The sequence below is a fragment of the Saccharopolyspora rosea genome (assembly GCF_025643595.1).
Classification (GTDB): Bacteria; Actinomycetota; Actinomycetes; order Mycobacteriales; family Pseudonocardiaceae; genus Saccharopolyspora; species Saccharopolyspora rosea.
In genome coordinates this window covers 423759-442630 of record NZ_CP102826.1, presented here as the reverse complement: position 1 = coordinate 442630, position 18872 = coordinate 423759, and the positions used below count along the sequence as shown (strand labels likewise).

Below are 18872 nucleotides of genomic sequence, written 5' to 3'. Positions count from 1 at the left end.
CGGGACCGCTCGATCGGCCGCTACTCGCCGACCGCGGCCAGCACCGCGCGACCGGTGAGCACCCGGGCGAGGTGTTCGCGGTAGTCGACGTCGGCGCTGGCGTCGGCCGCCGGGCTGGTGCCCTCGGTCGCGTGCCGAGCAGCGGCCCGGACCGTCTCGGCGGTGGCCGCCTGGCCGACCAGCGCCTGTTCCACCCCGGTCGCGCGCACCGGCGTGGGACCCATGTTGGTCAGGGCGATGCGGGCTTCGGCGATCCGGTCGTCCTCGACCCGCAGTGCGGCGGCGACGCCGACGATCGACCACGCCTGGGCGACCCGGTTGAACTTCTCGTAGTGCGCGCGCCAACCGGTCCACTTCGGCATCCGCACCTCGACGAGGATCTCGTCGGCTTCCAGGGCGGTGGTGAAGATGTCGACGAAGAAGTCGGCGGCGGGCACGGTGCGCCGCCCGGACGGCCCGGCCAGCACCATCTCCGCGTCGAGCGCGAGCGCCGGGGCGAGCAGGTCGCCGGCCGGGTCGGCGTGCGCCAGCGAACCGCCGAAGGTGCCGCGGTGGCGCACCTGCGGGTCGGCGACGGTGCGGGTGGCCAGCGCGATCAACTCGGCGTGGTCGCGGACGAGCGGGTCCCGCATGACCTCGTGATGGGTCGTCATGGCCCCGATGACCAGCGATCCGCCCTCCTCGCGGACGCCGCGCAACGCGGCGACCCCGCCGAGGTCGATGACGACGCTCGGGTCGGCGAGCCGCATCCGCAGCACCGGCAGCAGGCTCTGGCCGCCGGCGAGGACCTTGGCGTCCTCGCCCGCCTCGTGCAGCGCCGCCACCGCTTCCTCCACAGTGGACGGTGCGATGTAGTCGAACTGGGCGGGGATCACCGCGCACCTCCCGGGGTGTCGTCACTGCGGCCTTCGGCGGCGGTGCCCGGGGACGAAGGCCGGACCGAACCGAGGCCGCCGCCGGATTCCGGTGCCGTGACACCGCTTTCCCGAGCACCGGTGATCGCCCGCCACACGCGCTGCGGCGAGCACGGCATCTCGACGTCGTCGACGCCGAAGTGGCGGATGGCGTCGACGACCGCGTTCACCACGGCGGGCGTGGACGCGATGGTGCCCGCCTCACCGACCCCCTTGACGCCCAACGGGTTCGACGTCGCGCGGGTCTCGGTGCGGTCGGTGACGAACTCGGGCAGGTCGGCCGCGGACGGGACCAGGTAGTCGGCCAGCGTCGCGGTGGTGAGGGTGCCGCTCTCGTCGTGCACCGCCTCCTCGAACAGCGCCTGCGCGATGCCCTGGGCGAGTCCGCCGTGCACTTGGCCCTCCACGATCAGCGGGTTGACCACGGTGCCGACGTCGTCGACGCAGACGTACCGGCGGATCCGCACCTGCCCGGTCTCGGTGTCCACTTCGGTCGCGCACAGGTGCGTGCCGTGCGGGAACGAGAAGTTCTCCGGGTCGAAGGTGGCCTCCGCGTCCAGGTTGGGCTCCACGCCCTCGGGCAGGTCGTGCGCGGCGAACGCGGCGAGCGCGATCTCGCCGAGCGCGGTGCCCCGGTCGGTGCCGCGCACGCCGAACCGACCGCCGGTGAACTCCAGGTCGTCCTCGGAGCATTCGAGCAGGTGGGCGGCGATCCGCCGGGCCTTCTCGACGACCCGGTCGGCCGCGCTGACCACGGCCATGCCACCCACCGCCAGCGACCGCGACCCGTAGGTGTCCAGCCCGCGCGGCGAGCTCTGCGTGTCGCCGTGGATGATCTCGACGTCCTCGAACGGCACCCCGAGCCGGTCGGCGACGATCTGGCTCCACGACGTCACGTGCCCCTGCCCGTGCGGCGACGTGCCGGTGACGACCTCGACCTTGCCGGTCGGCAGCACGCGGACGGCGGCGTGCTCCCAGCCGCCCGCGCCGTACGACAGCGAACCCAGCACCCGGGACGGCGCCAGACCGCACATCTCGGTGAACGTGGAGATCCCGATGCCCAGCTGCACCGGGTCGCCGCGGCGGCGCCGCTCGGCCTGCTCCTCGCGGAGCTGGTCGTAGCCGAACAGCTCCATCGCCCGGTCGGTCGCCGCCTCGTAGTTCCCGGAGTCGTAGGTGAGCCCGGAAACGGTGTCGTAGGGGAACTCCTCGTGCGCGATCCAGTTCTTCCGCCGCACCTCCATCGGGTCCATGCCGATTTCGGCGGCGAGCTCGTCCATCATCCGCTCGATCGCGAACGTCGCCTCCGGACGCCCGGCGCCCCGGTAGGCGTCGGTGGGCGTCTTGTCGGTGAACACGTTGGTGCAGCTGAAGTGGTACGCCGGGATCTTGTAGATCGCGTTGAACATGAACGCGCCCAGGATCGGCACGCCTGGCGTGACCAGCCGCAGGTAGGCACCCATGTCGGCGAGCAGTTCGACCTTGAGCCCGGTGATCGTGCCGTCCCGCCGCGCGGCCATCGACAGCTTCTGCACCTGGTCCCGGCCGTGGTGCGCGGAGACCATCGTCTCCGAGCGGGTCTCGGTCCACTTCACCGGCCGACCGAGCCGCCGGGCCAGCAGGAAGGTCAGCACCTCCTCGGGCGTGACCTGCAACTTGCCGCCGAACCCGCCGCCGACGTCCGGGGCGATGACGCGGATCTTCTGCTCGGGCACGCCCAGGGTCGTGGCCAGCATCAGCCGCAGGATGTGCGGCACCTGGGTCGCCGACCACATGGTGATCTGCTCGCCGGTCGGGTCGACCAGCACCGAGCGGGGCTCCATGAACGCCGGGATCAGCCGCTGCTGCCGGAAGGTCCGGTCGACGCGCACCTCGGCATCGGCCAGCGCCTGCTCGACGTCACCGCCGGTGCCCGCCTGCGCGGAGTCGAAGGTCCAGGTGGCGTTGCGGTTGGTGCCGAGCTCCCGGTGCACCAGCGGGGAGTCCTCGCGCAGCGCGGACTCCATGTCCAGCACCACCGGCAGGTCCTCGTAGTCGACGTCGATGACGTCCAGCGCGTCCCGCGCCTCGGCAGCGCTGCGCGCCGCCACCACGGCCACCGCCTCCCCGGCGAAGCGGACCTCGTCGACGGCCAGCGACGGCGCCGCCGGTGACTTCATGTCCTCGGTGATCGGCCACGCGCACGGCAGGCTGCCCTGCTCGTCGGCGACGTCGCGGCCGGTGAGCACCGCCTGCACACCGGGCATCCGGCGGGCCTGCTCGGTGTCGATGGAGGTGATCCGGGCGTGCGCGACGGGGCTGCGCAGGAACGCCAGGTGCAGCATGCCCGGCAGCGCCATGTTGTCGGTCCAGCGGGTGCGGCCGGTGATCAGCCGCGCGTCCTCCTTGCGCCGGCGGGCGCGCCCCAGTTCCGGTTCCAGCACGGATGTCATGACTGGCGGCCTCCCGTCACCTCGGTGCGCTGGTCGGCGGGCGTGCGCGGCGCCGGGGTGTCCTCGGTGTGCTCCGCGGCCGGTCCGGCGCCCGGCTGCATGCGGTGCGCGGCGTCGCGCACCGCGCGCACGATGTTCTGGTACCCGGTGCAGCGGCAGAGGTTGCCCTCCATGCCCTCGCGGATCCGCTGCTCGTCCGGGTCCGCCTCCTCGGCGAGGAGGTCGAGCGCCTGCATGATCATCCCGGGGGTGCAGAACCCGCACTGGAGCGCGTGGTTGTCGTGGAACGCCTGCTGCACCGGGTGCAGCCGACCGTCGCGGGCGAGACCTTCGATCGTGGTGACGTCGTGCCCGTCGGCCTGCACGGCCAGCACGGAGCACGACTTCACGCTCTGGCCGTCGAGGTGGACGGTGCAGGCCCCGCAGTTGCTGGTGTCGCACCCGACGACGGTGCCGACCTTGCCCAGCCGTTCTCGGAGGTACTGCACGAGGAGCATGCGTGGTTCGACGTCATCGGTGTAGGACGTGCCGTCTACGTGGACGGTGATGCGCGGCATTGGGCCTCCTCGGTGTCTTGCGGACACCCGCACCGTCGCCGGAATCGGCCCCCGGTGCGCGGACGTTCGGGAGCGAGTTGCTCCGCACGGGTGACGTGCGTCACCCCACCAGAGCCTGCTACGCCGAACGGGCGTGGGCAAGAGCGCTCACGGGTGATGGTGGATCGGCCCCGCGATCTCCGAGAGCCGCACGCCGCGACCGCCCCAGCGCAGCGCGATGAGCTCGGCGGCGATGGACACCGCGGTCTCCTCCGGGGTGCGCGCGCCGAGGTCCAGGCCGATCGGCGAGGCCAGCTTCGCCAGTTCCTCCTCGGTGAGCCCCTGCTCCCGCAGCCGCCGCACCCGGTCGTCGTGGGTGCGGCGCGATCCCATCGCGCCGACGTAGCCGAGGCCCTGCCGCAGCGCCACCTCCAGCACCGGCACGTCGAACTTCGGGTCGTGGGTGAGCACCATGACGGCGGTCCGCTCGTCCAGCCGCCCCGCCTCGGCCTCGGCGGCCAGGTAGCGGTGCGGCCAGTCCACGACCACGTCGTCCACCCCGGGGAACCGGCTGTGCGTGGCGAACACCGGCCGCGCGTCGCACACCGTGACGCGGTAGCCGAGGAACGCGCCCATCCGCGCCATCGCGGCGGCGAAGTCGATCGCGCCGAACACCAGCATCCGCGGCGGCGGCTCGAAGGAGTTGACGAACACCCGCAGCCCCTCGCCGCGCCGCTGCCCCTCCGGGCCGTACTCGATGACCCCGCTGCGCCCGCTGGCGAGCATGCCGCGCGCGTCGTCGACCACCGCGTCGTCCAGCCGCCGCGAGCCCAGCCCGCCGCTGGTCCGGTCGCGCCACACCAGCAGGTGCCCGCCGATCCGCGACTCGTCGGGGTGCTCGACGACGGTCACCACCGCCACCGGTTCCTCGGCGCGCACCGACTCGGCGACCGCGTCGAGTTCCGGGAACGTCTCGCGGTCCACCCGCTCGACGAACACGTCGAGGATGCCGCCGCAGGTCAGTCCGACGGCGAACGCGTCGTCGTCGCTGACGCCGTAGCGCCGCAGCCGCGGCTCGTCGCCCTCCAGGACCTCGGTGGCCTCCTGGTACACCGCTGACTCGACGCATCCGCCGGAGACGCTGCCGACCGCCTCGCCGTCGGCGGTGACCAGCATCGCCGCGCCCGGTGGCCGCGGCGCCGAGCGGAACGTGGCGACCACCGTCCCCATGCCGACCTTCTCCCCGGACTCCCAGCGCTTGGTCAGCTCGTCCAGCACGTCACGCACAGCGCACCTCCTCCTCGCCCGGCTGCGCCAGCCGCCGCACCCAGGACCACACGTCTTCCAGCGACCGCAGGGTGTGCCCGGCGACCAGCCGGTCCACGTGCGGCATCGCGGCCACGATCCCGGACTGCACCGGCCGGTAGCCCTCGTGCCCGGCGTGCGGGTTCGCCCAGATCACTCCGCGCGCCAACCGCCGCAGGCGGCGCATCTGCTCGGCGAGCACCGACGAGTCGCCGCGCTCCCAGCCGTCGGAGAACAGCACGACGACCGATCCGCGTGCGATGCCGCGCTGCCCCCACCGGTCCAGGAACGCCCGCAGCGTCTCGCCGAGCCGCGTGCCACCGGAGAAGTCCGGCACCGCCCGCGACGCCGCCGCCAGCGCGCGGTCCGGGTCGCGTTGCCGCAGTTGCCTGCTGACCCGCGTCATGCGGGTACCCAGCGTGAAGACCTCGGTGCTCGCCGGGGAACGCCGCACCACGACGTGCGCGAAGCGCAGCAGCGCGTCGGCGTACGGGCTCATCGAGCCGGAGACGTCGACCAGCAGCACCACCCGCCGGGGGCGCCGGGACCGGCGGCGGCGCGGCAGCCGCACCGGCTCGCCGCCGGAGCGCAGCAGTTCCCGCATGGTCGCGCGCGGGTGCAGCGCACCGCGCCTGCTGGGGCGGTGCCGCAGCGCGGGGCGCGACGGCGGGTCCGGGCGCAGCACCGCGAGCATCCGGCGCAGGTGTTCGCGCTCCTGCTCGCCGAGTTCCGCGAGGTCGCGGCGGCGCAGCACCTCCGCGTCGCTGGCCGCGGCGGCGAGCGGCTCGTCCGCCTCGTCCTCGCCCTCGCCGTCGGCGGCGGTGAGCGCGGCGATCCGGGCCGGGCGCGGCAGCGGGCGCCCCTCGGGGGGTCCGGGCATCGCGGCGCCGCCGAACCAGCAGGCGAAGGCCGCGTCGTAGCGCGGCAGGTCGTCCGGGTCGGAGCAGAGCGTGAGCCGCCCGGCCCAGTACAGGCCGTCGTGGTCGTCGAGACCGACCTGCTCGGCGGCGGTCAGGAACGCCTGGACGCGGGCGGGACCGCAGCTCATGCCGGAATGCCGCAGGGCGCGGGCGAACCCGACCAGACCGGTGATGGTCCCGTCCATCGCGTTCTCCCCTCTACAGCACCCCGGCCGCGCGCACCCGGTCGGCGTCCTCGCGGTACTTCAGCACCGCGCCGAGCGTCGTCGCCGCGACCTCGGTGTCCAGTTCCGCCCGGTCCAGCGCGAGCAGCGCCTGCGCCCAGTCCAGCGCCTCGGCCACTCCGGGCGGCTTGAGCAGCTCCATCCGCCGCATCCGCTGCACCGCGGCGGCCACCTGCTCGGCCAGCCGCCCGTCCAACCCGGGCAGCCGCCGCCGCAGGATCGCCACCTCGCGCGCCAGGTCCGGGTGCTCCAGCCAGTGGTAGAGGCAGCGCCGCTTGAGCGCGTCGTGCACCTCCCGCGTCCGGTTCGACGTCAGCACCACGATCGGCGGCTCCGACGCCTTCACCACTCCGAACTCCGGGATGGTCACCGAGTATTCCGACAGCACCTCCAGCAGGAACGCCTCGAACTCGTCGTCGGCCCGGTCGATCTCGTCGACCAGCAGCACGCACGGCGCGTCCTGCAACGCGCGCAACAGCGGTCGGGCGAGCAGGAACCGCGGCGTGTACAGCGAGGACTCCGCGGACTCGACGTCGAGCTGGCCACCGGACGCCGCCTCCAGGGTGCGCAGGTGGAGCAGCTGGCGCGGGAAGTCCCAGTCGTAGAGCGCCTGCGCGGCGTCGATGCCCTCGTGGCACTGCAACCGGATCAGCTCCACGCCGAGCACCGCGGCCAGCGCGTGCGCCAGCGCCGTCTTGCCGGTGCCGGGTTCGCCCTCGCACAACAGCGGGCGTCGCATCCGCATCGCCAGGAACGCCGCCGTGGCGATGCCGTCGTCGGGCAGGTAGCCGGTCCGGTCCAGCGCCGCCGCCACCTCGTCCGGGGACTTCATGTCGAACGCGTCTTCCACCGCCATGCGCCGAGCGTATGCCACCGGACCCCCGGGAGCCGATCATCCGATCTTGGTCGGGGCCCCCGTAGGATCACCGCGGGCAGCGAGCAGGAGGTGCGCATGAGCCGGTTCGCTCGGTTCCCCGAGCACGTCGAGAAGCACATCGGCCGGGTCCGGGGCGCGGACGGCCGCGAGACCGGTGGCCGGGTCCGCGGGTACCACCTCGTCTACTGCGACCACCACGACGGCGCGCACGTCTCGGTGCTGACCAGCGGCCTGCGGGACAAGACCGCCGGGGCCCCGCTGCCGCAGGAACTCGTGTGCACCCTGCGCGCCGACCAGGAGCACTACGCCAAGCACCTCACCGGCGTGGTCGCGGAACTGCTCACCGAGTCCGACAGCCGCGTCGGCTACGGCGCGCTGATCATGAACGACCGGGTGCTGCTGCCGGGCACGGAGGTGGCAGGCGCCCTGGCCGCCCCGCACCCCTACCTCGGCGACGAGTTCGACGTGCTGCTGGCCGACGACGGCACACCGGTGCTCCAGCTGATCACGCTCGTCCCGATCAGCCGCGGCGAGGCGCAGCTGGTGGCGCGCCACGGCCGCGACGCGCTCTACGACCGCTGGGAGCAGCGGGCGTTCGACCTCCTCGACATCCACCGCCCCACCGCCGCCTGACCGCCCGGGCGCGACATCGGGGACGGTTCCGGGTCCGCTCCGGGTTCAGCCCGGAGGTCTCCGGCGCGGCCGGGGCGGAGGCTGGGGGCATGGTCGACAACGACATCCCCGCCGACGGCGGCGCCGCACGGCGGTTCCGCCGCCGCAGGCACGACTCGATGATCGCCGGGATCTGCAGCGGAGCGGGCAGCGCACTGGGCGTCGACCCGACGATCGTGCGGGTCGTCCTGGTCACCGCGACGCTGCTCGGCTTCGGCACCGGGATCCTGATCTACCTGGTGTGCTGGCTCCTCGTGCCCGAGGAGTGAGGGCTCAGCGCATCGTCGGGGCCTGCTGGACGAACACGTCGAGCACCCCGTCGGCGACCTTCACCGGGCCCTGCGGGCGGCTGCGACCGGGCACCGTGCGGATCTGCCCGGCCTGCGCGGCCAGCCGACCGGCCTCGGCGAACCGGTCGGACGCCTTGGCCTCGGCACCGTCCGCCCTGGCCTGCAAACCGTCCACAGTGGCCACGAGCGCGCCGCCCCAGAGCGAGGTGGCGTCCAGCCACGGTCCGGCGTCGGAGACGAAGTCCGCCGGTGCGCCCGCCCGGATGCGGTCCGGGGCGCTGCGCACCGCCTCCGCGTAGCCGCGCAGGTCGCGCACCGCTCCCGCGCGGTCACCGCGCTGCCACGCGGTGCGGAAGTCGTCCAGCCGCCGCGCCAGCTCGGGCGCCGGGGGCAGCCACGGACGCCCGCTCGCCAGCGGCGCCATGTGCTCCAGGTCGAAGAACACCATGAGCGCGTCGGCGGTCTGCGGATCGGCGGTCAGCGCCGGGCGGCCGCCCGCGGAGCGCTGCCCGGCGAGGTAGTCGGCGGCGGCGCGCCACGCCCGCTGCGGGTCGAACCCCTCGTCGTTCCAGGCGAAATCGGCGGCACCGAGCTCGACGACCTTGCTGGCCGCGGCCTGGTTCATCGGGTTCACCACGTCGCCGCCGACCTGCTCGCTCAGGCCGCGCTCCCGCTTCTCGTACGGGCCGAGCAGGATGCGGCCGACGGACTTGTCGAAGTCGTTGACCGGGTAGTTGTCCCACAGCACCGGCTTGCGGCCCCACACCTTCTGGGCCTGCTGCGCGTCGGAGACGGTGATCTGCTTGGGGATCACCCCGTCCCCGGTCCACATCACCTGCACCTGGGGGTCCAAAGCGGACCGGATCGCCGACTTGTACGCCGAGTCGTCCACATCGGAGTACTCGGTGGACACCGTCAGCAGCGGCGAGACGCCCGGGTGGGTGGCCACGAACTCCCGCTGCACCCGGTTGAGCAGGTCGGCCTGCGCGCGCCCGGCGGCGCCCTCCGACGGCGCCCCGTAGGCGGCCTGGTCCTGGTCGCAGTTCCACCGGGTGTAGGAGATGTCGTCCAGCGGCACGGAGAAGTCGCGCACCCCGGAGTCGTACATGGCCTGGAGCTTCGCCTCCAGCGCCTGGAAATCGGCCGGGTTGCTGTAGCAGATCGAATTGCCCGGCGAGAGCGCGAAGGTGAACTTCACGTGGTGCGCGCCGGCCTGCCGGATCAGTTCCTGGACCTGGGCCAGCTTGTCCGGCGGGTAGGGCTCGCGCCACCGCTCGCGGTGGTAGGGGTCGTCCTTCGGCGCGTAGATGTAGGTGTTCATCTTGACGTCGCCGTAGAACGCCAGCTGGTCCATCCGGTCCTGGTGGGTCCACGGGGGTCCGTAGAAGCCCTCGATGGTGCCGCGCAGCGGCATCGACGGGTGGTCGACGATGCCGACCCCGGCGATCCGGCCGGGCGAGGCGAGCTGTCGCAGCGTCTGCACCCCGTAGTAGGCGCCCGCGGCGTCCGAAGCGCCGATGAACACCGCCGGGTCGCCACCGGCGTGCGCGGCCAGCGCGTAGCCCTCCGGCGGCATCGGCGCGGGAGCGTCCAGGTGCACGTCCTGCAGGCCCTTGACGACCGTCGGCGAGACCCGGTCGCCGATGCGCACCCGCATCGACACGTCCACGGTCGGCGGGCCGGGTTCGCGGACCACGACGTCGCCCGCCCCGGCCATCCGCAGCACCTGGACGGCGAGGTCCCTGGTCTGCTGGTCGACCAGCGGGTCGACGACCACCTCGACCTTGCCGTGCACGTGGACGTCGTCACCGAGCCGCGTCATCTGCTGCGGCTGCGGCGTCACCCGCGGCAGCCCGGAACCGGGCAGGCTCGGCGACTCGGTGCCGCTGGGCGGAGCCGGCGGAGCGGGCGCCGGCGGCGTGTTGCTGCAACCCACCAGCACGACACCGAGCAGCGCCACCACCGCCGCGCTGCGCCTGGCCCTTCGGACGATCATGCCCCGCGCCTCCTCGCATCCACCGTTCCAGGAGATCACACGCCGTCGCGGGATCAGGCGTCGACCAGCGAACGCCAGGCGCGGACCTCGTCGGCCAGCACCGGACCGGTCCCGCTCCCGGCCCGGACGGCGGAGCCGACGTGGAACGCGAACACCCCCGCCTCGCGCAGGTCGGGGACGTGTTCGGCGCGCAGACCGCCTCCGACCAGCAGTGTCACTTCCTCGATGTCCTGCTGCCCGGCGATCTCCCGGAGGGCGCCCAGGCCCTCGTCGACGCCGTCGGGACCGCCCGCGGTGAGCACCGCGTCGGGTCCGAGCGACACCGCGTGGTTCCACGCCATCCGGTACTGCGCGGCGTGGTCCACGGCGCGGTGGAAGGTCCAGGGGCAGCCGCGCAGCTCGGCGGTCACGTCGCGGGTCGCCCCGACGTCGACCTGCCCGTGGTCGTCCAGGAAGCCGAGCACGAACTCGCGCGCCCCGGCCTCGCGCACCCGCGCGGCGCTGCGGCGCAGGCCGTCGACGTCGCCCGCGGCGAACCCGGTGTCGTCGCGGATCATGACCCGCACCGGCAGGTCGGTCGCGGCGAGCACGCTGCGGACGGTGGCCGGGTCGGGCGTGAGCCCGTCGGCCCGGCGGTCGCGGACGAGTTCCAGCCGGTCCGCCCCGCCCTCCTGCGCGGCGACCGCGTCGGCCGCGTCGACGACGATCACTTCCAGCAGAGCACTCATACCCGCACCGTACTCACAGCCCACCGGCAGGTCCGGGAGGCAGCCCGGGCAAGCCGAAGGGCCGCCCCCGTGCGGGGACGGCCCTTCGCAGCCTGGACCCTGGCAGGTCGGCGGAACGGATCAGAAGTCCATGCCGCCCATGCCGCCGGTCGGGTCGGCGCCGGCACCGGCCTTCTCCTTCTCCGGCTTGTCCGCGACCACGGCCTCGGTGGTCAGGAACAGCGCGGCGATGGAGGCGGCGTTCTGCAGCGCCGAGCGGGTGACCTTGGTCGGGTCGAGAACGCCCGCGGCCAGCAGGTCCTCGTACTCGCCGGTCGCGGCGTTCAAGCCGTGGCCCGCGGTCAGGCCCTTGACCTTCTCCGCGACGACGCCACCCTCCAGGCCGGCGTTGATCGCGATCTGCTTCAGCGGGGCCTCGACGGCCAGCTTCACGCTGTTGGCGCCGGTCGCCTCGTCGCCCTCCAGCTTGAGGCCGTCGAAGGCGGTCTGGGCGGCCTGCAGCAGGGCGACGCCACCACCGGCGACGATGCCCTCCTCGACGGCGGCCTTGGCGTTGCGGACCGCGTCCTCGATGCGGTGCTTGCGCTCCTTGAGCTCGACCTCGGTCGCCGCACCGGCCTTGATGACGGCCACGCCGCCGGCCAGCTTGGCCAGCCGCTCCTGCAGCTTCTCGCGGTCGTAGTCGGAGTCGGAGCGCTCGATCTCGGCGCGGATCTCGTTGACCCGGCCGGAGATCTGCTCGTCGTCACCGGCACCCTCGACGATGGTGGTCTCGTCCTTGGTGACGACGACCTTGCGGGCCTTGCCCAGCAGGTTCAGGTCGGCGTTCTCCAGCTTGAGGCCGACCTCCTCGCTGATGACCTGGCCGCCGGTCAGGATGGCCATGTCCTGCAGCATCGCCTTGCGGCGGTCGCCGAAGCCCGGAGCCTTGACGGCGACGGACTTGAAGGTGCCGCGGATCTTGTTGACGACCAGGGTGGCCAGCGCCTCGCCCTCGACGTCCTCGGCGATGATCAGCAGCGGCTTGTTGGCCTGCATGACCTTCTCCAGCAGCGGGAGCAGGTCCTTGACGTTGGAGATCTTCGAGCTCAGCAGCAGGATGTACGGGTCGTCCAGCGACGCCTCCATCCGCTCCGAGTCGGTCACGAAGTACGGCGAGATGTAGCCCTTGTCGAAGCGCATGCCCTCGGTGAGCTCCAGTTCGAGCCCGAAGGTGTTGCTCTCCTCGACGGTGATGACGCCTTCCTTGCCGACCTTGTCCATCGCCTCGGCGATCAGCTCACCGATCTGGCGGTCGCCGGCGGAGATGGCGGCGGTGGCGGCGATCTGGTCCTTGGTCTCGATCTCCTTGGCGTTCTTGAGCAGCTGCTCGGCGATCGCCTCGGTGGCCTTCTCGATGCCCCGCTTCAGGGCGATCGGGCTGGCGCCGGCGGCGACGTTGCGCAGCCCCTCGCGCACCAGCGCCTGGGCCAGAACGGTGGCGGTGGTGGTGCCGTCACCCGCGACGTCGTCGGTCTTCTTCGCGACCTCCTTGACCAGCTCGGCCCCGATCTTCTCCCACGGGTCTTCGAGCTCGATCTCCTTGGCGATGGAGACGCCGTCGTTGGTGATGGTCGGCGCGCCCCACTTCTTTTCGAGCACGACGTTCCGGCCCTTCGGGCCGAGCGTCACCTTGACGGCGTCGGCGAGGGTGTTCATGCCGCGCTCAAGACCGCGGCGGGCGTCCTCGTCGAACGCGATCATCTTGGCCATTGCGGTGTGGTCCTCCACCTGTCGGACGCCGCGGAGGTGGATCACCCCACGGCAGGACTCTGCTCGGCCAGGCTCGGTGCCCGCGACGGACGACCGCACCGACGACACCGCCCCGTGGCGCCGCCGGGAACGGCCTCACCGTCCCGACCTGGCACTCAACCTTGCTGAGTGCCAATACCGTGTTTAGCACTCCCACCCGACGAGTGCAAGCGAGGCCCCCACCCGGCTGACGGCAGCCCGGCACGACGACGAGCGACCGCGGCGCGAGGGGTTCCGCCACCCCCGCGCACCACGCGGACGCAGCCGTCCGGGCTAGTTCCCGACCGTGGGGACCGACGTGGGCAGATCGTTCTGGTTGTACGCGGGCGTCTCGGGCGCCGTGGTGCGCGACGGGCCGCCGGACCCGATCGATCCGGCCATGGCGACGAACACACCGATGATCACGGCCAGCGCGACGACCACGAGGATCGGTACGAGCCAGCGCGCGGTGCCACCGCCGCGGGTGGCGAACGACGACGACCCGGCGGGCATCGGCGGGCGCAGCCGCACCGGTTCCCCGCCGACCGGGGGCCGCGGCCCCTGCGGGTACTGCTGCGGCGAGTAGGGCGGCGGACCGGGCGGGTAGGGCTGCACGGGCTGCGGCCCGGACATCGGTCCGGGCGCCCTCTCCGGACGCGCGGGCTGGGCGGGCGGCGGCGGGTCCACTCCGGCCGGGCCGAGCGCGGCGCGGGCCGCGGCGATCAGCTCGCGGCAGGTGTCGTAGCGCTGGTCGGCCCGCTTGGCCATGCCCCGGCGCAGCACCTCGTCGATCCCGTGCGGCAGCACGATGAACGAGGTCGCGGTCGGCGGTTCGGCACCGAGGTGCCCCTGGATGACCTCCTGCACCTGCCCCTGGAACGGCGGACGGCCGGTCAGGCAGGCGAACAGCATGCACGCCAGCGCGTAGAGGTCGGTGCGACCGTCCACCGGTTCGCCGCGCAGGTGTTCCGGCGCGGCGTAGGTCGGCGAGCCGAGGAAGTCGCCGCTGCTGGTGCGGTGCCCGGTGGCGCCTCGCCGGGTGAGTCCGAAGTCGGCGAGGTAGACGTGCTCGTGCGCCGATTCCCGGCTGGTCACCAGCACGTTGGCCGGTTTCAGGTCCAGGTGCACCAGTCCCCGCTCGTGCAGCATGTCGAGCGCTTCGGCGACCTGGCCGAGCAGTTCGAGCGCGCGGTGCGGCGAGATCGGGCCGTCCTTGATCAGACTGGCCAGGTCGGAACCGTCGACCAGGCGCATCGCGATGTAGAGCATGCCGTCGACTTCGCCGAAGTCGTACAGCGGCACGATGTTCGCGTGGTCGATCGCGGAGGTGTTGCGCGCCTCGTCGACGAACCGCTCGCGGAACTCGGCGTCACCGGTGATGTGCTCGCCCATGACCTTGAGCGCGACCTTGCGACCGAGCCTGACGTCGGTCGCCTTGTACATCACGCTCATCCCGCCGCGGCCGAGCACTCCGTCGATCTTGTAATGGCCGAGGCGCCGCCCGGTGAGGTCTTCCGACACGCGGCAAAGCCTAACGTCCGCGGATCACGTCGTGGTGCGTTCCCGCCGAGCCGTTGGCGGGCCGTGACGCACTGCGGCCCGGCTCGGTACCGAGCCGGGCCGCCTGCCGTCTGGTGTTCTTCAGGCCATCTTGCGGACGCCGTCGGCCTGGGTGCGACCGTCCCGGCCCGCTTTCACCTCGAACTCGACCCGATCGCCCTCGGAAAGGGTGCGGAATCCCGGCATGTTGATCGCGGAGTAGTGGACGAACACGTCGGACCCACCGTCAGTCGCGATGAACCCGTAGCCCTTCTCCGAGTTGAACCATTTGACCGTGCCGACCGCCACGGCGTCCTCCTCATGAAAACGATGCACGACGCTTCAAGCGTCGCTGGAGCAACGGCCACGCTACCGGAGAAACCAGGTCTCGTCGCGGGTTCGGCAATGCAACTTTTCCGCGAAACACTGGGCCGAACGGGTGTTTTCCACGGCCACGGTCAGTCATCGGAACCAATGCGTCCCCCGGCCGCAGCAATTTCCTTGCGCCGTCGGCCAATAACGCGTAGGCGCATCAGGAACGCGCGCCGAGTCCGTTCACGCGCAGCCAGTCGACCAGTTCGCGCGGATTCCGGGTCTGGGTGAGCACCTGGCCGGGACCGGCGAAATCGAACACCAGCCCCGCACCGCTCTTCAGCGACTGCGCCACTCCCTGCTGCGCCTGCCGCAGGCGACTCTGGACGGTGTCGGCGTAGGCGACCACGTGTCCGGTGTCGATCGTGACGTACTCGCCGGGCTGCAGGGTCACCACGTCCAGCGCGCCGTAGCAGGACACCACCACCGGCCCCTGTCCGGTGGTGTGCGTGAGGAATCCGCCCTCACCGCCGAAGAGGTTCCGGAACCCGCCCCACTTCGTCTCCAGCGACACGGTGCTCGCCGAAGCCAGCCAGCAACCGCGGGTCACGCACCAGCCGGTGCGACCGTCCAGTTCGAGCACGTGCAGATCGCCGGGCAGCTTCGGCGCCACGTCCACCCAGCCGCCCTGCTGCGGGGCGGTGCAAGTGGACGCGAAGAACGATTCGCCGGCCAGCGCCGCCCGCGCCAGCGACTTCAGCAACCCGCCCTGGGCCCGCGACTGCGCGGTGACGCCGTAGCTGGTGGCCAACATCGCACCGGACTCGATCCGCACCGGTTCGCCGGGCGCGAGCACCAGCCGCGCCACTCCGAACGACGGCGTGTGACGGGTCCGTACCTGCACGTGGCGACCTCCTTCGACCGGATGAAGTCTGCCACGCGGCCGAATGCGGTGTTTTCCACGCCGGTGGGGACAGCGGGCGGTCCGATGACCGATGATCGGGGCGTGTCGAACGGAACCGAAACCCCCGACCTGACCGCGGTGGCCGACCACCAGGCCCGCATCGCAGCCCTGCTCACGACGACTCCGGTCGAGTCCCGACCGGTGGCGGAGTGCCTGGGCCTGGCGCTGGCCGAGGACGTGGTGTCCCCGATCCCGCTGCCGCCGTTCGACAACTCCGCGATGGACGGTTACGCACTGCGCTCGGTCGACGTCGCCGAGGCCGCCGAGGACCAGCCCGTGGAGCTGCCGGTGTCCGAGGACGTCCCGGCGGGCCGGATCGACGTGCCGCCGCTGCAACCGGGCACCGCGCACCGGATCATGACCGGCGCGCAGATGCCGTCCGGGGCGGACGCGGTGGTCCCGGTGGAACGCACCGACGGCGGCACCGAGCGGGTCCGGGTGCGCGCCTCCGCGCAGCCGGGAGCGCACGTGCGGCGCGCGGGCGAGGACGTGACGACCGGTGCGACGGTGATCCCGGCGGGCGCGACGCTGACCCCGGCGCGGCTGGGGCTGGCCAGCGCGGTCGGCATCGAGACCCTGCGGGTGCGCCGCCCGGTGCGGGTGCTGGTGCTGTCCACCGGGTCCGAGCTGGTGGCGCCGGGTTCCCCGCTGCGCCCGGGGCAGATCTACGAGTCGAACGGGCTGATGCTGGCCACCGCGGTGCGCGCGGCGGGCGGCGAGGCCCGGCTGCTGCGGTTCGTGCCCGACGACGTGCAGGCGTTCCACACCGCGCTCGCGCCGCACCTGGACTCCACCGACCTCGTGCTCACCTCCGGCGGGGTCAGCGCCGGCGCCTACGAGGTGGTCAAGGACGCGTTGCGGGGCAACGGCATCGAGTTCACCAAGGTCGCGATGCAGCCGGGCATGCCGCAGGGCGCGGGCCGCTACCGCGGCGGTCCGACGGTGGTGACGCTGCCCGGGAACCCGGTCAGCGCGATGGTGTCCTTCGAGGTCTTCGTGCGCCCGGCGCTGCGCGGCGCCTCGGGGCACGACGACGTCCGGCGCCCGGTGCGACGCGCGGTGCTGACCGAGCCGCTCACCGCGCCGCGCGGCAAGCGGCAGTACCGGCGCGGGCTGTTCGACCCGTCGACCGAGTCGGTGACGTTGCAGGGCGGCCCCGGATCCCACCTGCTGTCCGCACTGGCCGACGCGAACTGCCTGCTGGAGATCCCGGAGGACACCACCGAGGTCCCCGCCGGGTCCACTGTGGACGTGATGCTGCTGGATTGACGTCGAGCACCCCCGTCACCAAGACTGCACCCCCACCCCGACCCCCGACCGGAGTTCTGCACCGTGCGTGGCCCCTGGCGCGCCGCCTTGGCGCTGGCGTTGCACATCGGCTTCTTCGCCGTCCCGATCGCACTGGTCCTCGGCCTGTTCGCGATCGCGGCCCTGACCTTCCGCTACGACCACAGCGGCGGCTTGAAAGCCGCGCTGGCCGCGGTCGTCGTCGCCGCCGTCTTCACCGTCGGCCTCCGCGCCGTGCTCCGCACCCGGCTGCGGACCCGCGGCGTCGCCCTGGACCGGGAGGCACAGCCCCAGTTGTGGAAGGCGGTCGACGCCATCGCCTCCGCGACCGGCGCTCCGCTCCCGGACGAAATCCGCATCACCTCGGAGCCGAGCGCGGGCGTCCGCGAGGACACCGCGCTGCTCGGTCTGCGCACCCGCGCCCGCTGCCTGGAGCTCGGGCTGCCACTGCTGGCCGCGCTCAACCTCGGCGAGCTGCGCGCCGTCGTGGCGCGCGAGCTGGGCGCGCTCACCGGCGACCGGCTGCCCTCGGTCGCGCACCGCGTGTCGACCAGCATCGACCGGGCGGTCGCCGATCTGACCGGCGGACCGACCAAGTGGCTGTTCGCCGGGTACGCCCGCGCCTACCGCGCGGTGGCCGGGCCGACCGGCCGCACCCTGCGGCTGCACGCCGACGTGGTGGCCACCCAGGTCACCGGGCGCCGCGCGGCGTTGTCCACGCTGCGCAAGACGCGGGCGATCGAGCTCGGCTGGCGCGAGTACGCCGACGAGTACCTGAGCATGGCCAAGGCCGTCGGCCACACCCCGGACGTGCTGCTGGGCTTCCGCTCCTTCATGGACGACCAGACGCGCAGGCCGAAGCTGGCCGAGCGGGCGAAGCAGGAGATCGCCGAGGAACCGGCCACCCGGGAACGGCCGAGCGCCCGCGAACGCGTCGAGGCGATGAAGCGGACCAAGGCCAGCGAACGCGACATCGACGAGCGCCCGGCGTTCGCGGTGCTGCGCAACCCGCGCAAGAGCGTCCCCGAGCTGGAGGACGGGCTCATGGTCGACGGGCTCGGTCCGCGGCTGCCGTGGCCCGAGCTGGCCCGACTGGCCGGTGCCGCCCAGGTCGCCGAGCAGGCCGCCCGGTTGACCGCGGCGGTCGAGCAGAGCGGCGTGCAGGTGGAACCGGTGATCGGGGGCGTGCTGCAGGCCGTGCACCACGGCCAGGGCGCCGAGCTGATCAACCCGGCGCTGAACCCGGGCCTGTCCCCGGACCGCATCGACCAGGCGGTCGAGGACACGCTGACCGAGCTGCTCGGCGGCGCGGTCGTCGACGCGCTGGTCTGCGCCCGCCGCGCGCACCACGAGCTGGACTGGGCGGGCCCGTCGGTGGTGCGGCTGGGCAACGGCCGACCGCTGGACCCGGACCGCCTGGTGCGCCCGGCGATCGCCGACCCCCGGCTGGTCCCCGGCCTGCACCGGGCGCTGGTCGACCTCGGGGTGCCGCTGAACCACGCCCGGCCGCCGGCCGAGGAACCGGAACCCTCGCTGACCGGCATCGTCAGCCCGGTGCGGTGCGCGGGTCGCAGCTACGAGCTGGTGGTCACCGACCGGGGCCTGGCGCTGCTGCCGAGCAAGGCGAGCACCGCCAAGCGGCTGCTGTCCGGCGCCCTGGCGCGCTGGCGCCAGGCCCAGCTGGACGAACTCGCCGAACTCGGCGCCACCCCGGTCGACGAGCTGCGCGCCCGCACCGGTGCGCAGTGGGTGGACAACCGCGACGTGGCGGGCGCCGAGCTGACCGAACAGCGCGGCGAGTGGTCGCTGTCCCTGGAGCTCTACCTCGACGAGTACGCGCTGTCCTCGCTGACGGGCATCGACGCCCCAACCGGCGAGGACGGCATCGCCCGGCTCCAGCTGCGCAGCGCCGCCGATGCGATGGAGCACGGCGACCCGTACCGCGGCCTCGGCGAGCTGATGGGCGCCCGGATGGCCGTGCGCGGCGCCTCCGAGGGATGACGCCTCCGAGGGATGAACGGGCCACCCCGCAGCGCCTGCGCAGCGGGGTGGCCGGGCGGCGCGCGACACCTCCGCGAAGGGTGGTGGGCAGGAGACGGGGAACCA

16 protein-coding genes are annotated in these 18872 nt (G+C 73.0%); 4 read left to right on the top strand and 12 right to left on the bottom strand.

Features of this window, described 5'->3' with window-relative positions; genetic code table 11:
- Positions 1 to 20 precede the first annotated feature (20 nt).
- The 6 genes from NV263_RS02125 to NV263_RS02100 all read right to left on the bottom strand — a co-directional run bounded on the left by NV263_RS02125 (position 21) and on the right by NV263_RS02100 (position 7187).
- Positions 21 to 875: an FAD binding domain-containing protein gene (locus NV263_RS02125; RefSeq protein WP_263250657.1), complete on the bottom strand. Its 855-nt coding sequence runs from the start codon at positions 873 to 875 to the stop codon at positions 21 to 23.
- A complete protein-coding gene (locus tag NV263_RS02120; protein WP_263250656.1) occupies positions 872 to 3346 on the bottom strand; it encodes a xanthine dehydrogenase family protein molybdopterin-binding subunit in 2475 nt (824 codons plus the stop codon). The genes NV263_RS02125 and NV263_RS02120 overlap by 4 nt, the downstream gene beginning before the upstream one ends.
- Positions 3343 to 3903 carry a (2Fe-2S)-binding protein gene (locus NV263_RS02115; protein WP_263250655.1) on the bottom strand — a complete coding sequence of 187 codons (561 nt, stop codon included), beginning with the start codon at positions 3901 to 3903 and terminating at the stop codon, positions 3343 to 3345. The genes NV263_RS02120 and NV263_RS02115 overlap by 4 nt, the downstream gene beginning before the upstream one ends.
- Positions 3904 to 4050: 147 nt before the next feature.
- Positions 4051 to 5169: an XdhC family protein gene (locus tag NV263_RS02110; RefSeq protein WP_263250654.1), complete on the bottom strand. Its 1119-nt coding sequence runs from the start codon at positions 5167 to 5169 to the stop codon at positions 4051 to 4053.
- Positions 5162 to 6292 (bottom strand): vWA domain-containing protein, encoded by a 1131-nt coding sequence (locus NV263_RS02105; protein WP_263250653.1) that lies wholly within the window; start codon positions 6290 to 6292, stop codon positions 5162 to 5164. The genes NV263_RS02110 and NV263_RS02105 overlap by 8 nt, the downstream gene beginning before the upstream one ends.
- A 13-nt stretch (positions 6293 to 6305) precedes the next feature.
- A complete protein-coding gene (locus tag NV263_RS02100; protein WP_263250652.1) occupies positions 6306 to 7187 on the bottom strand; it encodes an AAA family ATPase in 882 nt (293 codons plus the stop codon).
- Positions 7188 to 7283: 96 nt separating this feature from the next.
- Between NV263_RS02100 and NV263_RS02095 the strand changes: the two genes are divergently transcribed.
- Both NV263_RS02095 and NV263_RS02090 read left to right on the top strand, forming a co-directional pair.
- Positions 7284 to 7841 carry a suppressor of fused domain protein gene (locus tag NV263_RS02095; protein ID WP_263250651.1) on the top strand — a complete coding sequence of 186 codons (558 nt, stop codon included), beginning with the start codon at positions 7284 to 7286 and terminating at the stop codon, positions 7839 to 7841.
- A gap of 89 nt (positions 7842 to 7930) precedes the next feature.
- Positions 7931 to 8149, top strand: a complete 219-nt coding sequence (locus NV263_RS02090; RefSeq protein ID WP_263250650.1) for a PspC domain-containing protein — start codon at positions 7931 to 7933, stop codon at positions 8147 to 8149.
- 4 nt (positions 8150 to 8153) lie between these two features.
- On the opposite strand, the gene NV263_RS02085 is transcribed toward NV263_RS02090, so the two are convergent.
- From NV263_RS02085 to NV263_RS02060, 6 genes are all read right to left on the bottom strand, one after another.
- Positions 8154 to 10166, bottom strand: coding sequence for a beta-N-acetylhexosaminidase family protein (locus tag NV263_RS02085; protein WP_263250649.1), 2013 nt, complete (start codon positions 10164 to 10166; stop codon positions 8154 to 8156).
- A 53-nt stretch (positions 10167 to 10219) separates the two neighbouring features.
- Positions 10220 to 10894 (bottom strand): copper homeostasis protein CutC, encoded by a 675-nt coding sequence (locus tag NV263_RS02080; RefSeq protein WP_263250648.1) that lies wholly within the window; start codon positions 10892 to 10894, stop codon positions 10220 to 10222.
- Between the two features lie 120 nt (positions 10895 to 11014).
- A complete protein-coding gene (groL, locus tag NV263_RS02075; RefSeq protein ID WP_263250647.1) occupies positions 11015 to 12646 on the bottom strand; it encodes a chaperonin GroEL in 1632 nt (543 codons plus the stop codon).
- Between the two features lie 312 nt (positions 12647 to 12958).
- Complete coding sequence (locus NV263_RS02070; protein ID WP_263250646.1) at positions 12959 to 14185, bottom strand: serine/threonine-protein kinase; 1227 nt, start codon at positions 14183 to 14185, stop codon at positions 12959 to 12961.
- 120 nt (positions 14186 to 14305) lie between these two features.
- A complete protein-coding gene (locus tag NV263_RS02065) occupies positions 14306 to 14512 on the bottom strand; it encodes a cold-shock protein (RefSeq protein WP_263250645.1) in 207 nt (68 codons plus the stop codon).
- A gap of 223 nt (positions 14513 to 14735) precedes the next feature.
- On the bottom strand, positions 14736 to 15419 hold the full coding sequence (locus NV263_RS02060) for a TIGR00266 family protein (protein ID WP_263250644.1): 684 nt from the start codon (positions 15417 to 15419) through the stop codon (positions 14736 to 14738).
- An 84-nt stretch (positions 15420 to 15503) separates the two neighbouring features.
- Between NV263_RS02060 and moeA the strand changes: the two genes are divergently transcribed.
- Entirely contained in the window at positions 15504 to 16748 is a 1245-nt protein-coding gene (moeA, locus tag NV263_RS02055; protein WP_263250643.1) for a molybdopterin molybdotransferase MoeA, read from the top strand.
- Between the two features lie 63 nt (positions 16749 to 16811).
- Positions 16812 to 18767 carry a M48 family metallopeptidase gene (locus NV263_RS02050; protein WP_263250642.1) on the top strand — a complete coding sequence of 652 codons (1956 nt, stop codon included), beginning with the start codon at positions 16812 to 16814 and terminating at the stop codon, positions 18765 to 18767.
- The last annotated feature ends 105 nt before the right edge of the window (positions 18768 to 18872 follow it).

Excerpts from the sequence above, each read along its gene's own strand:
- NV263_RS02120 (WP_263250656.1), bottom strand. The coding sequence starts at position 3,346 with ATGACATCCGTGCTGGAACCGGAACTGGGGCGCGCCCGCCGGCGCAAG.
- NV263_RS02115 (WP_263250655.1), bottom strand. The coding sequence starts at position 3,903 with ATGCCGCGCATCACCGTCCACGTAGACGGCACGTCCTACACCGATGAC.
- NV263_RS02105 (WP_263250653.1), bottom strand. The coding sequence starts at position 6,292 with ATGGACGGGACCATCACCGGTCTGGTCGGGTTCGCCCGCGCCCTGCGG.
- NV263_RS02100 (WP_263250652.1), bottom strand. The coding sequence starts at position 7,187 with ATGGCGGTGGAAGACGCGTTCGACATGAAGTCCCCGGACGAGGTGGCG.
- NV263_RS02095 (WP_263250651.1), top strand. The coding sequence starts at position 7,284 with ATGAGCCGGTTCGCTCGGTTCCCCGAGCACGTCGAGAAGCACATCGGC.
- NV263_RS02090 (WP_263250650.1), top strand. The coding sequence starts at position 7,931 with ATGGTCGACAACGACATCCCCGCCGACGGCGGCGCCGCACGGCGGTTC.
- NV263_RS02085 (WP_263250649.1), bottom strand. The coding sequence starts at position 10,166 with ATGATCGTCCGAAGGGCCAGGCGCAGCGCGGCGGTGGTGGCGCTGCTC.
- NV263_RS02080 (WP_263250648.1), bottom strand. The coding sequence starts at position 10,894 with ATGAGTGCTCTGCTGGAAGTGATCGTCGTCGACGCGGCCGACGCGGTC.
- groL (WP_263250647.1), bottom strand. The coding sequence starts at position 12,646 with ATGGCCAAGATGATCGCGTTCGACGAGGACGCCCGCCGCGGTCTTGAG.
- moeA (WP_263250643.1), top strand. The coding sequence starts at position 15,504 with ATGACCGATGATCGGGGCGTGTCGAACGGAACCGAAACCCCCGACCTG.